This window comes from Pseudomonas sp. stari2 (genome assembly GCF_040760005.1).
Taxonomy (GTDB): domain Bacteria; phylum Pseudomonadota; class Gammaproteobacteria; order Pseudomonadales; family Pseudomonadaceae; genus Aquipseudomonas.
Genome location: NZ_CP099760.1, coordinates 663,660 through 676,515, shown reverse-complemented (window position 1 = coordinate 676,515; position 12,856 = coordinate 663,660). Strand labels below are relative to the sequence as shown.

Below are 12,856 nucleotides of genomic sequence, written 5' to 3'. Positions count from 1 at the left end.
CCAGGTCAAGGAGACCTCCATGCGTTTTAACCAACTCGCTGCCACCCTGCTCATCTGTACCTTGCCGGCCGTCAGCCAGGCCCGTGATACGGCGGTCTATCTGCCATTCGACAAAGCGGTTGCAGAGGCAACCCGCACCGGCAAGATCGACGGCAGCGTGAAGTTCTATCTGGCGGGCAACGCCCCGGCCGGCAAAGTCAGCGTCGTCAGCCCCGGCGCGGTGACCAACAAGAAGACCAACGCCTTCAACAAGTCCGACCAGGAAGCCTGCGAGTGGGTCGTGCAATCGGCGATCATCAGCCTGCACCAGGCGGCGAAAAACGCCGGCGCCAATGCCGTGACCAACATCGTCAGCTTCTACAAGAGCAACGAGCGCAAGGACACGAAAAACTACGAATGCCACGCCGGCGCGATCATGGCCGGTGTAGCGTTGAAGGGGGATCTGGCGACGGTTCAGTAACGGCCAGAACGACAAAGGGCGCCTTCCGGCGCCCTTTCAGTTCAAATCATGGGCTTGCGTGCAACTTCAGGCCCAGCGCTTTCATGACTTTGAGGATCGTTCCAAACTCGGGATTTACCTCGCCTGACAGTGCGCGATAAAGACTTTCCCGTGACAGCCCTGCATCGCGCGCGACCTGGGTCATGCCACGCGCCCGAGCGATAGTGCCAAGTGCCTTGGCAATAAAAGCCGGGTCGGCACCCGCCTCCTCCATACAGGCGTCCAGATAGTTGGCCATGTCCTCTTCTGTCTTGAGGTACTCGGCTGAGTCCCAACGAGTGAATTGTTCGGTCATGGGTTTTGATCCTGCCAGGATTCCGCGATGAGCCTGGCTTGCTTGATGTCTCGAGATCAGCTGTAGCCACTGAGCTACACCCTCTACATAGACTTCTCTCTTTCCGATACACGGCGTCTACACTCGTCATACCCGTAATTTGCTGCGCATTACGTCAAGGAGATGACCATGCAAGCTAAAGCCCTGATCGCCGCCGCCCTTTTCAGCCTGCTCCCCAGCGCCAGCCACGCCACCAATCTGATGTACATGCCGTTCGAAACCGTGCTGTCGGATGCGATTCGGGCCGGGCGGCTGGATGGCAGTGTGAAGTTTTACCTGATCGGCAATGGACCTCAGGGGACTCAGCGGATGTTGCAACGCGGTGTGGTCAGCGACCTGAAGACCAACGGCTTCAACAAGAGCGATCACGACTCGTGCGAGTGGGTGCTGCAATCGAACCTGATTGCCCTGCAGGCTCAGGCCAAGCGTGTCGGGGCCAATGCGGTGACCAATATCGTCAGCTACTACGACCAGCACGTACGCAAGGATCTGAACACATACGAATGTCGCGCCGGGGTGTTTGTGACGCGTGTGGCGTTGAAGGGGGATCTGGTGCGGCTGCCCTGATCAACCGGCTTCAACCTTGCGCGTGAGCAACTCGACGAATGCCTTGGCCATCGGTGATTTCTGGTCCTTGCGCTGCACCAGCCACACGGCCGAAATCGCTTCAGGGTCGAGCAAGGGTCGATAAACCACGCCATCGATGCGCATCCGCTGATAGGACGCCGGCAGCACCGACACGCCCAAACCCGCCGCTACCAGACCGATGATGGTCATGGCTTCGCCCGCCTCCTGCGCAAAATGCGGACTGAATCCGGCATCTCGGGCCAGGTTGATAAGTTGCGAGTACAAACCACTGCCGTAGCTGCGCGGAAAAAACACAAACGGTTCGAGGGCCAGTGCCGAGAGGAACAGCCCCTCTTCAGAGCCCTGCGCCAGCGGATGTTTGGAGCTGAGCACGGCCACCAGCGGCTCGCGCATCAGTTCGACCACGCTGAGCGAATCCGGCAAACCCAGCGGCCGCATGATGCCGACCTCGATCGACTCGTCCACCAGTGCATCTGCCACCTGAGTGCTGCTCATCTCCCGCAGGTTCAGATGCACGGCCGGGAAGCGTTGGCGAAACGAGAAGATCGCCTGGGGTATGGTCGAGTTGAATGGCGCCGACGAGGTGAAGCCGATCTTCAGTTCACCCAGCTCGCCGAGTTGCGCGCGGCGGGCCACGTCGGCTGCTTTATCGACTTGCGCGAGCACCAGCCGCGCTTCCTCCAGAAACAGTCGCCCGGCCTCACTGAGCTCGACCCGACGATTGGTACGCTCGAAAAGCCGCGCGCCGACTTCTTGTTCCAGCGCCTGAATCTGCTGGCTCAGCGGTGGCTGGGAGATACCCAGCACCTGTGCGGCGCGGCCAAAGTGCAGTTCTTCGGCCACGGCGATGAAGTAGCGCAGATGACGCAATTCCATGAACACTCCATTAGGTCGTGAAAGCTATCAAACAGGTCGAACAATATATTGGATAGAAACATTAGCCAGCTATATGATTTTTTCACTGCCTGCCTGCCCGCGCCCTCCGAGGTCTGATGTGAAAACCGCCGTCGCTCCACTGGCCCATGAAGTTCCGCCCGCTGCGGCGGACGATGTGCTGACCGAACTGCAAGAGATCTACATCGAGAAAGGCACGCCCGCGTTCATGCGCACGGTACTTGCGCTGTTCAGCGGCGGCTTCGCGACCTTCGCCCTGCTGTACTGCGTGCAGCCGATGATGCCTCTGCTGTCCCACGAATATTCGATCAATGCGGCACAGAGCAGCCTGATCCTGTCGGTGGCCACCGGCATGCTGGCGTTCGGTCTGCTGATCACTGGCCCGATTTCCGATCGAGTCGGGCGCAAACCGGTGATGGTTGCCGCACTGTTTGCTGCGGCTCTGTGCACCATCGCCAGTTCGATGATGCCGAGCTGGCACGGCGTACTGATCATGCGTGCGCTGATCGGGTTGTCGCTGAGTGGTCTGGCGGCGGTGGCAATGACGTACCTGAGCGAGGAAATCCACCCGCAGCACATCGGTCTGGCGATGGGCCTGTACATCGGCGGCAACGCGATTGGCGGAATGAGCGGGCGGTTGATCACTGGCGTATTGATCGACTTCGTCAGTTGGCACACGGCGATGATGGTGATCGGCGGTCTGGCGCTGATCGCGGCGGCGGTGTTCTGGAAAATCCTGCCGGAGTCGCGCAACTTCCGCTCCCGCTCGTTGCATCCGCGCAGCCTGCTCGACGGCTTCACCATGCACTTTCGCGATGCCGGCCTGCCATTGCTGTTCCTTGAGGCGTTCGTGCTGATGGGCGCGTTCGTCACGTTGTTCAACTACATCGGCTACCGTCTGCTGGCCGAGCCGTATCACTTGGATCAGGTGTTTGTCGGGCTGTTGTCGGTGGTGTACCTGTCAGGCATCTACAGCTCGGCGAAAATCGGTTCGCTGGCCGACAAACTGGGCCGCCGCAAAGTGCTGTGGGCCATCATCGCCCTGATGTTCGCCGGCCTCGCCCTGACAATGTTCACACCGCTGCCACTGGTGATCATCGGCATGCTGATCTTCACCTTCGGCTTCTTCGGCGCCCACTCGGTGGCCAGCAGCTGGATCGGCCGTCGTGCGCTCAAGGCCAAGGGCCAGGCGTCGTCGCTGTACCTGTTCAGTTATTACGCCGGGTCGAGTATTGCCGGGACGGCAGGCGGAGTGTTCTGGCACCTTGGCGGCTGGAACGGGATTGGTTTGTTCATCGGCGCGCTGTTGCTGGTGGCGCTGTTGGTGGCGTTGAAGCTTGCGAAGTTGCCGCCGCTGGGCGGCGTCAAAGCCTGATTCACGCCCATAAAAAACGCCCGGCATAAGCCGGGCGTTTTTTATGGGGCAAAGATCACTCGTGATACTGCGCCGACAACTCGTGCACCGCTCGCAGGAACGCGCCCGCGTGTTCCGGGTCGACTTCAGGCGTGATGCCGTGACCGAGGTTGAACACGTGACCGCTGCCCTTGCCGTAGCTGGCGAGGATGCGCCCGACTTCGGTGCGGATCGCTTCGGGTTTGGCGTACAGCACGGTAGGGTCCATGTTGCCTTGCAGCGCAACCTTGTCGCCAACGCGGGCGCGGGCGTTGCCGATGTCGCAGGTCCAGTCCAGACCCAACGCATCGGCGCCAGCGTCGGCGATGCTTTCCAGCCACAGGCCACCGTTCTTGGTGAAGAGGATCACCGGCACTTTGCGACCATCGTGCTCGCGGATCAGGCCGCTGACGATTTTCTTCATGTAGGCCAGGGAGAATTCCTGATAGGCCGCCGCCGACAGGTTGCCGCCCCAGGTATCGAAGATCTGCACCGCTTGCGCACCGGCCTGAATCTGGCCGTTGAGGTACGACGTCACCGACTGCGCCAGCTTGTCCAGCAGCAGGTGCATGGCTTGCGGGTTGTCGTAGAGCATCGCCTTGGTCTTGCGGAAGTCTTTCGACGAGCCGCCTTCGACCATGTAGGTAGCGAGGGTCCACGGGCTGCCGGAGAAACCGATCAGCGGCACACGGCCGTTCAGTTCGCGGCGGATGGTGCTGACCGCGTCCATCACGTAGCCGAGGTCTTTGTGCGGATCGGGGATCGGCAGGGCTTCGATGTCGGCCAGGGTGCTGACGACTTTCTTGAAACGCGGACCTTCACCGGTCTCGAAGTACAGGCCCTGGCCCATGGCATCGGGAATGGTGAGGATGTCGGAGAACAGAATCGCCGCGTCCAGTTGCGGGTAGCGGTCGAGAGGTTGCAGCGTGACTTCGCAGGCGAATTCCGGATTCATGCACAGGCTCATGAAATCACCGGCCTGAGCGCGGCTCGCGCGGTATTCCGGCAGGTAGCGGCCGGCCTGGCGCATCATCCACACAGGGGTGACGTCTACGGGTTGCTTGAGCAGGGCGCGGAGGAAACGGTCGTTCTTCAGGGCAGTCATGTCGGCATCCGGAAAAAAAGTGCGGGCATTTTCTCAGAGCGCGACGCAAAAGGCACGGATACAGGTCAGCCTTTTGTCTATCGGGTCAATTTGTCGCAATGATTTCGCGGGCTTCAGCAACACCCTGAAAACAATGTGGGAGCTGGCAAGCCAGCTCCCACAGGTATTGCGGTGCAGTTTCGAGCAGGGTTTAGACGCCCAGGTAGTCGAGGATCCCTTCCGCCGCATTGCGGCCTTCGAAGATCGCCGTCACCACCAGGTCGGAACCGCGCACCATGTCGCCACCGGCGAAGATTTTCGGGTTGCTGGTCTGGTGCTTGTACTGACCTTGCTCAGGCGCAACGACGCGGCCCTGGCTGTCGGTCTGGATTTCGAACTGCTCGAACCACGGCGCCGGGCTCGGACGGAAACCAAACGCGATGACCACGGCGTCGGCCGGGATGATCTCTTCGGAGCCCGGGACCGGCTCGGGGCTGCGACGGCCACGGGCATCCGGTTCGCCGAGACGGGTCTCGACCACTTTCACGCCTTCGACCTTGTCTTCGCCGACGATGGCAATCGGCTGGCGGTTGTAGAGGAATTTCACGCCTTCTTCCTTGGCGTTCTTCACCTCTTTGCGCGAGCCGGGCATGTTCGCTTCGTCACGACGATAGGCGCAGGTCACCGACTTGGCGCCCTGGCGGATCGACGTGCGGTTGCAGTCCATCGCCGTGTCGCCGCCACCCAGCACCACAACCTTCTTGCCTTTCATGTCGACGAAATCTTCCGGCGACTTTTCAAAGCCCAGGTTGCGGTTGACGTTGGCGATCAGGAAGTCCAGCGCGTCATAAACGCCCGGCAGGTCTTCACCGGCAAAACCGCCTTTCATGTAGGTGTAGGTACCCATGCCCATGAACACGGCATCGTATTCGGCGAGCAGTTGCTCCATGGTCACGTCCTTGCCGACCTCGGTGTTGAGGCGGAACTCGATGCCCATGCCGGTGAAGACTTCGCGGCGATTGCTCAGCACGGTCTTCTCCAGCTTGAACTCGGGGATGCCGAAGGTCAGCAGACCACCGATTTCCGGGTTCTTGTCGAACACCACCGGGGTCACACCGCCGCGCACCAATACGTCGGCACAACCGAGGCCCGCCGGGCCCGCACCGATGATCGCGACACGCTTGCCGGTCGGCTTGACCTTGGACATGTCCGGGCGCCAGCCCATGGCGAACGCGGTGTCAGTGATGTACTTCTCGACCGAACCGATGGTCACCGCGCCAAAGCCGTCGTTAAGGGTGCACGCACCCTCGCACAGACGATCCTGCGGGCACACCCGACCGCAGACTTCCGGCAGGGTGTTGGTCTGGTGCGACAGCTCGGCGGCCTGGAGGATGTTGCCCTCGGCCACCAGTTTCAGCCAGTTCGGAATGAAGTTGTGCACCGGGCACTTCCATTCGCAATACGGGTTTCCGCAACCCAGGCAGCGGTGAGCCTGGTCGGCCGACTGCTGGGGTTTGAACGGTTCGTAGATTTCCACGAACTCTTTCTTGCGTTGACGCAACAGTTTCTTCTTCGGATCCTTGCGCCCGACATCGATGAACTGGAAGTCGTTATTCAGACGTTCAGCCATTGTTAAAACCTCATCAAACTCTTCAGGCGCATATCACTGCGGGTTGGCACGGGTGCTGGAAAGCAACGACTTCAGGTTGGCAGCCTTCGGCTTGACCAGCCAGAAACGACGCAGGTAGTCATCGAGGTTCTCGGCGAGTTCACGACCCCACTCGCTGTCGGTTTCCGCGACGTACTCGTTCAGCACGTTTTGCAGGTGGCTGCGATAGGCTTCCATCGCCTCGCCGCTGATCCGCTGGATTTCCACCAGTTCGTGGTTGACCCGGTCAACGAAGGTGTTGTCCTGGTCGAGCACGTAGGCGAAACCGCCGGTCATGCCAGAGCCGAAGTTGTAACCGGTCTTGCCCAGGACGCAGACGAAACCACCGGTCATGTACTCGCAGCAGTGATCGCCAGTGCCTTCCACGACGGTGTGGGCACCGGAGTTACGCACGGCGAAACGCTCGCCCGCGGTGCCGGCGGCGAACAGCTTGCCGCCGGTGGCGCCGTACAGGCAGGTGTTGCCGATGATGGCGCTGTTTTGAGTCTGATAAACGCTGCCCTTCGGCGGCACGATGACCAATTTGCCGCCGGTCATGCCTTTGCCGACATAGTCATTGGCATCGCCTTCCAGATACAGGTTCAAGCCGCCGGCGTTCCACACGCCGAAGCTCTGGCCCGCAGTGCCCTTGAAACGGAAGGTGATCGGCGCCTTGGCCATGCCCTGGTTGCCGTGCTTGCGAGCGATTTCGCCGGAGATCCGCGCGCCGATCGAACGGTCGCAGTTGCAGATATCCAGATCGAACTCGGCGCCGCTGAGGTCGTTGATCGCCGACGTCGCCATCTCGACCATTTTCTCGGCCAGCAGGCCCTGGTCGAATGGCGGGTTGCGCTCGACGCCACAGAACTGCGGTTTGTCCGCCGGGATGTGATCGCTGCCCAGCAGCGGTGTCAGGTCCAGGTGATGTTGCTTGGCGGTCTGGCCTTCGAGGACTTCCAGCAGATCGGTGCGGCCGATCAGCTCTTCGAGGGAGCGAACGCCGAGCTTGGCCAGCCACTCACGGGTTTCTTCGGCGACGTAGGTGAAGAAGTTCACCACCATGTCGACGGTACCGATGTAGTGATCCTTGCGCAGCTTCTCGTTCTGGGTCGCGACGCCGGTGGCGCAGTTGTTCAGGTGGCAGATACGCAGGTATTTGCAGCCCAGCGCGATCATCGGCGCGGTGCCGAAGCCGAAGCTTTCGGCGCCGAGGATGGCCGCCTTGATCACGTCAAGGCCGGTTTTCAGGCCACCGTCGGTCTGCACCCGGACCTTGCCGCGCAGGTCGTTGCCGCGCAGGGTCTGGTGGGTTTCGGCCAGGCCGAGTTCCCACGGGGCGCCGGCGTACTTGATCGAAGTCAGCGGCGAGGCACCGGTACCGCCGTCGTAGCCGGAGATGGTGATCAAGTCCGCATAGGCCTTGGCCACACCGGCGGCGATGGTGCCGACGCCCGCTTCAGCCACCAGCTTCACCGAAACCAGCGCCTTCGGGTTGACCTGTTTCAGGTCAAAGATCAGCTGCGACAAGTCTTCGATGGAATAGATGTCGTGGTGCGGCGGCGGCGAAATCAGGGTCACGCCCGGCACTGCGTAACGCAGCTTGGCGATCAGCCCGTTCACTTTACCGCCCGGCAGTTGCCCGCCCTCGCCCGGCTTCGCGCCCTGGGCGACCTTGATCTGCAGCACCTCGGCGTTGACCAGGTATTCCGGCGTCACGCCGAAACGGCCAGTCGCGACCTGTTTGATTTTCGAACTCTTGATGGTGCCGTAGCGCGCCGGGTCTTCACCGCCTTCGCCAGAGTTGGAACGCGCACCGAGGCGGTTCATGGCTTCGGCCAGGGCTTCGTGAGCCTCCGGCGACAGGGCGCCCAGCGAGATACCGGCGGAGTCAAAGCGCTTGAGCACCGATTCCAGCGGCTCGACTTCGCTGATGTCCAGCGGCGTGTCGAATGTCTTGACCTTGAACAGGTCGCGGATCATCGACACCGGACGGTTGTCCACCAGCGAGGTGTATTCCTTGAACTTCGCGTAGTCGCCCTGCTGCACGGCGGCTTGCAGGGTGTTGACCACGTCCGGGTTGTACGCGTGGTATTCGCCACCGTGGACGAACTTCAGCAGACCGCCCTGCTGGATCGGCTTGCGCGGACTCCAGGCTTCGGTGGCCAATGCTTTCTGTTCAGCTTCGATGTCGACGAAACGCGCACCCTTGATGCGGCTCGGCACGCCACGGAAGCTCAGGTTGCAGACTTCCTCGGACAGACCGATGGCTTCGAACAGCTGAGCACCACGATAGGAGGCAATGGTCGAGATGCCCATCTTCGACAGGATCTTCAACAGACCTTTGGTGATGCCTTTGCGGTAGTTCTTGAACACCTCGTAGAGATCGCCCAGCACTTCACCGGTACGGATCAGGTCGCCCAGCACTTCGTACGCGAGGAACGGATAGACTGCCGAGGCGCCGAAACCGATCAGCACCGCAAAGTGATGCGGGTCGCGGGCAGTCGCGGTTTCAACGAGGATGTTGGAATCACAGCGCAGGCCTTTTTCGGTCAGACGGTGGTGCACCGCGCCGGTGGCCAGCGAGGCGTGGATCGGCAGTTTGCCCGGCGCGATATGGCGGTCGCTCAGGACGATCTGGGTACGACCGGCACGCACGGCTTCTTCAGCCTGATCGGCCACGTTGCGGATCGCCGCTTCGAGGCCGACGCTTTCGTCGTAGTTGAGGTCGATGATCTGCCGCTCGAAACCCGGGCGGTCGAGGTTCATCAGCGAGCGCCACTTGGCCGGCGAGATCACTGGCGAGCTGAGGATCACGCGCGAAGCGTGCTCCGGCGATTCCTGGAAGATGTTGCGCTCGGCACCGAGGCAGATTTCCAGCGACATCACGATCGCTTCGCGCAGCGGGTCGATCGGCGGGTTGGTCACCTGCGCGAACTGCTGGCGGAAATAGTCGTACGGCGTGCGCACACGCTGGGACAGCACGGCCATCGGCGTGTCGTCGCCCATCGAGCCAACGGCCTCGTAGCCTTGCTCGCCGAGCGGACGCAGTACCTGATCGCGCTCTTCGAACGTGACCTGATACATCTTCATGTATTGCTTGAGCTGATCGACGTCGTAGAAAGCCGAACCGTGATCGTTGTCTTCCATGGTCGCCTGGATGCGCAGGGCATTCTTGCGCAGCCATTGCTTGTACGGATGACGGGATTTCAGACGGTTGTCGATCGCATCGGTGTCGAGGATCTGACCGGTTTCGGTGTCCACAGCGAGGATCTGGCCAGGACCGACACGGCCCTTGGCGATCACGTCCTGCGGCTGGTAGTTCCAGACGCCGATTTCCGAAGCGACGGTGATGAAACCGTTGGTGGTGGTAACCCAGCGCGCCGGACGCAGACCGTTACGGTCGAGCAGGCACACCGCGTAGCGACCATCGGTCATTACCACGCCGGCCGGGCCGTCCCACGGCTCCATGTGCATCGAGTTGTACTCGTAGAACGCACGCAGATCCGGGTCCATGGTCTCGACGTTCTGCCACGCTGGCGGAATGATCATCCGCACGCCACGGAACAGGTCGATGCCACCGGTGACCATCAGTTCGAGCATGTTGTCCATGCTCGAGGAGTCGGAACCGACACGGTTCACCAGCGGGCCGAGTTCTTCCAGATCCATCAGATCGTTGGTGAACTTGGTGCGGCGGGCCTGGGCCCAGTTGCGGTTGCCGGTGATGGTGTTGATCTCGCCGTTGTGGGCGAGGAAACGGAAAGGCTGGGCCAGCGGCCATTTCGGCAGGGTGTTGGTGGAGAAGCGCTGGTGGAACACGCATATCGCGGTTTGCAGGCGCTGGTCACCGAGGTCCGGATAGAACGCGGCCAGGTCGGCCGGCATCATCAGGCCTTTATAGATGATGGTCTTGTGGGAAAAGCTGCAGATGTAGTGGTCGGTGTCAGCGGCGTTGGCCACCGACGAACGACGACGGGCGCTGAACAGCTTGACCGCCATGTCCTGATCGCTCAGGCCTTCGCCACCGATGTACACCTGCTCGATCTGCGGCAGGCGCTCAAGGGCGAGGCGGCCGAGGACGCTGGTATCGATGGGCACTTTGCGCCAGCCGATCAGTTGCAGGCCTTCAGCGAGGATCTCGCGGTTCATGTTCTCGCGAGCGACCTCGGCTTTGGCCGGGTCCTGATTGAAGAAGACCATGCCCACGGCATATTGCTTGGGCAGCTCGACGCTGAACGCTTCCTGGGCAATCGCACGCAGGAAGGCGTCGGGCTTTTGAATCAGCAGACCGCAACCGTCACCGGTCTTGCCGTCGGCATTAATCCCACCGCGGTGGGTCATGCAGGTCAGGGCCTCGATGGCCGTTTGCAAAAGGGTATGACTGGGTTCGCCCTGCATATGGGCTATCAGGCCGAAACCGCAGTTATCCTTGAATTCATCTGGTTGGTACAGACCTGCTTTCATAGACACTTTCTCACCAGGCTGCCTCTTTTCGAGGCAAATTTCTTTTCAATTCAACCACTTGCATCTCGCGCCGAACGTACGCCGGCTTAGCGGGGGCAAAAGGGTGGTCATTGTACACAGCGACACAGAGGCTCACAAATTTGACGACGAAATGTCGCAAACTCATGTCGCATTTGTGAAAGGTTTAAAGCGATCTGCTGTGCTAGTCAAAACTTTTTTAATTTTGACCGCAACGACTCAAAGACTACTGTGACGCAGACACCACAAGGCACGCGACCCGTAAGGGCGGCGCGCACTTGTAGAAATTTTGAGGTGCTTGGAGTGGCGGCCTGGGTAAGGCCGCCGAATCTTCAGCGAGTTGTTGCCAGTTCCTGTTGGACGCTGGCGACAGTGCGAGGCCAAGGTTTACCAGCCTGAACCTTCGCTGGCAAGGCCTTGATGGCAGAAACGGCCGCATCACGATTGGCAAAGCTGCCATAGGTGATCACGTAGAGCGGCTTGCCGTTGAGGACTTTCTTGAAATAACGGTACTCGCCGCCCTGCTCCTTGACGAAGCTTTGCGCAGCCGCTTCGGAGCTGGTGCCGAGGATCTGCACCACGTAGTTGCCCGGGGCTTGACCGGCATACCAGTTGCCACCGGCGGCCTTGGCGACGGTGACCGGCTTCTCGGTGGCTTTCTCGGCCGGTTTGGCCGCAGCGACAGGCTTGGCAGGCGCCGGAGCTGGCTTGGCGACTGGCGCAGCCGGAGCAGGCGCTGGCTTGGCCGTGGCAACCTGAGTCGGTGCCGGCGTCGGTTTGGCCGCCGGGACCGGAACCGGCGTTGGCGCAGGACCGGCAGGCACGCCGGCCGGTGGCGCGGTGGTCGTCACGGTCGGCGGTGTATTGCTCGAGCCTTCCAGCGGTACGCCGTCGTCACCTTCGGTGATCCCGCCGGCCGCTTCGGCCAATGGCTTGCGCATGACCGGTTGCGAATTGCCGACCAGCGGCAACGGCATCGGCTGGGTGTTACCGGCGAACTCCACGTTCGGCGCGCCACCCTGGCCCAATGGCAGCTGTGCCTGTTCGTTGGCCGGTGCGCCGGTGGTCGGCGCCTTGTTGCGACCGGGCATCAGCCAGGCGGCAGCGACCGCCACCACGACGACGGCGGAAATCGCCAATACGTGTTTCTTCGGCATGTTGAACCCCATACTTGGACGCTTGACCGCAGAGCGGCTGGCAATCATGACTTCGATCAGAGCATCGCGAGCGACCTGGTTGATGTTGCCCGGCCAACCCTCGGAGCTTTCGTGAATATCAGAGATCTGATCCGCGGTGAAAAGTTCGACACCCCGGCCCGCACCTTCTAGCCGCTGGTCGAGATATTCGCGGGTTTCTTCTTCTGTGTACGGCTGCAATTCGATGACGTGGAAGCGCTCTTCTTCAAGGTGCAGCGCCTCAAGCTGGGCAATCAGCGACGACTCACCGAACAGGAACACATGCGGTCGGCCTTCCGGTGCGCCGGCACCCAAAGCCATCAAGGCTTCGAGGGCGGACTCGTCGAGCTGCTCGGCATCGTCCACCAGCAGATAGACCTCCTGGCCGGTCAGCGCCAGCTGTACGACCTGATCGAGGATCGCACCGACTTCGGCCTGGGCCACGTCCAGCGCCTGGGCAACCTGACGCAGCACACCGGCGGCATCGCCAGCGCCACGGGCGGAAACTACAACACTTTGAACCGACTGCTTGTTGGTGCTCGCCACCAGCGCCTGACGCAGCAACGTCTTTCCGCTGCCTTGAGGGCCGGTGACCACCAGCAGCAACTGGCTGTAACGCGCCAGGTGGTGCAGTTGACCCAGCACCGGTTTGCGCTGGGCCGGGAAGAATTTGAAGCCCGGGACCCGTGGAGCAAAAGGGTCATGACTTAACTGGAAATGGCCGAGGAACGCCTCGTCGGCATGCAAACTAGTCATCGGAAT

At 61.2% G+C, this 12,856-nt stretch carries 9 protein-coding genes; 3 read left to right on the top strand and 6 right to left on the bottom strand.

Annotated features, from left to right (window positions below):
- Positions 1–19: 19 nt before the first annotated feature.
- Positions 20–460 (top strand): excinuclease, encoded by a 441-nt coding sequence (locus NH234_RS03025; RefSeq protein WP_085732580.1) that lies wholly within the window; start codon positions 20–22, stop codon positions 458–460.
- 46 nt (positions 461–506) lie between these two features.
- Here the strand turns inward: NH234_RS03025 and NH234_RS03020 are convergent, their stop codons facing one another.
- Entirely contained in the window at positions 507–794 is a 288-nt protein-coding gene (locus NH234_RS03020; RefSeq protein WP_085732579.1) for an addiction module antidote protein, read from the bottom strand.
- 168 nt (positions 795–962) lie between these two features.
- Here NH234_RS03020 and NH234_RS03015 point away from each other — a divergent pair, with 168 nt between their 5' ends.
- Positions 963–1,400: an excinuclease gene (locus NH234_RS03015; protein WP_085711066.1), complete on the top strand. Its 438-nt coding sequence runs from the start codon at positions 963–965 to the stop codon at positions 1,398–1,400.
- Here the strand turns inward: NH234_RS03015 and NH234_RS03010 are convergent, their stop codons facing one another.
- On the bottom strand, positions 1,401–2,297 hold the full coding sequence (locus NH234_RS03010) for a LysR family transcriptional regulator (protein WP_085701104.1): 897 nt from the start codon (positions 2,295–2,297) through the stop codon (positions 1,401–1,403).
- Between the two features lie 118 nt (positions 2,298–2,415).
- On the opposite strand from NH234_RS03010, the gene NH234_RS03005 reads away from it, so the two are divergent.
- On the top strand, positions 2,416–3,690 hold the full coding sequence (locus NH234_RS03005; RefSeq protein ID WP_085732577.1) for an MFS transporter: 1,275 nt from the start codon (positions 2,416–2,418) through the stop codon (positions 3,688–3,690).
- Positions 3,691–3,745: 55 nt separating this feature from the next.
- On the opposite strand, the gene hemE is transcribed toward NH234_RS03005, so the two are convergent.
- From hemE to NH234_RS02985, 4 genes are all read right to left on the bottom strand, one after another.
- Positions 3,746–4,813, bottom strand: a complete 1,068-nt coding sequence (gene hemE, locus NH234_RS03000) for a uroporphyrinogen decarboxylase (protein WP_007952372.1) — start codon at positions 4,811–4,813, stop codon at positions 3,746–3,748.
- Between the two features lie 190 nt (positions 4,814–5,003).
- Complete coding sequence (locus NH234_RS02995; RefSeq protein ID WP_281922237.1) at positions 5,004–6,422, bottom strand: FAD-dependent oxidoreductase; 1,419 nt, start codon at positions 6,420–6,422, stop codon at positions 5,004–5,006.
- A gap of 33 nt (positions 6,423–6,455) precedes the next feature.
- Positions 6,456–10,901 carry a glutamate synthase large subunit gene (gene gltB, locus NH234_RS02990; RefSeq protein ID WP_367255594.1) on the bottom strand — a complete coding sequence of 1,482 codons (4,446 nt, stop codon included), beginning with the start codon at positions 10,899–10,901 and terminating at the stop codon, positions 6,456–6,458.
- Positions 10,902–11,251: 350 nt separating this feature from the next.
- Positions 11,252–12,850 carry an AAA family ATPase gene (locus NH234_RS02985; protein WP_085732575.1) on the bottom strand — a complete coding sequence of 533 codons (1,599 nt, stop codon included), beginning with the start codon at positions 12,848–12,850 and terminating at the stop codon, positions 11,252–11,254.
- Between the last annotated feature and the right edge of the window lie 6 nt (positions 12,851–12,856).

Bases quoted from the DNA above. Each gene is read 5' to 3' on its own strand.
- NH234_RS03025 (WP_085732580.1), top strand. From the start codon at position 20: ATGCGTTTTAACCAACTCGCTGCCACCCTGCTCATCTGTACCTTGCCG.
- NH234_RS03020 (WP_085732579.1), bottom strand. From the start codon at position 794: ATGACCGAACAATTCACTCGTTGGGACTCAGCCGAGTACCTCAAGACA.
- NH234_RS03015 (WP_085711066.1), top strand. From the start codon at position 963: ATGCAAGCTAAAGCCCTGATCGCCGCCGCCCTTTTCAGCCTGCTCCCC.
- NH234_RS03010 (WP_085701104.1), bottom strand. From the start codon at position 2,297: ATGGAATTGCGTCATCTGCGCTACTTCATCGCCGTGGCCGAAGAACTG.
- hemE (WP_007952372.1), bottom strand. From the start codon at position 4,813: ATGACTGCCCTGAAGAACGACCGTTTCCTCCGCGCCCTGCTCAAGCAA.
- NH234_RS02995 (WP_281922237.1), bottom strand. From the start codon at position 6,422: ATGGCTGAACGTCTGAATAACGACTTCCAGTTCATCGATGTCGGGCGC.
- gltB (WP_367255594.1), bottom strand. From the start codon at position 10,901: ATGAAAGCAGGTCTGTACCAACCAGATGAATTCAAGGATAACTGCGGT.
- NH234_RS02985 (WP_085732575.1), bottom strand. From the start codon at position 12,850: ATGACTAGTTTGCATGCCGACGAGGCGTTCCTCGGCCATTTCCAGTTA.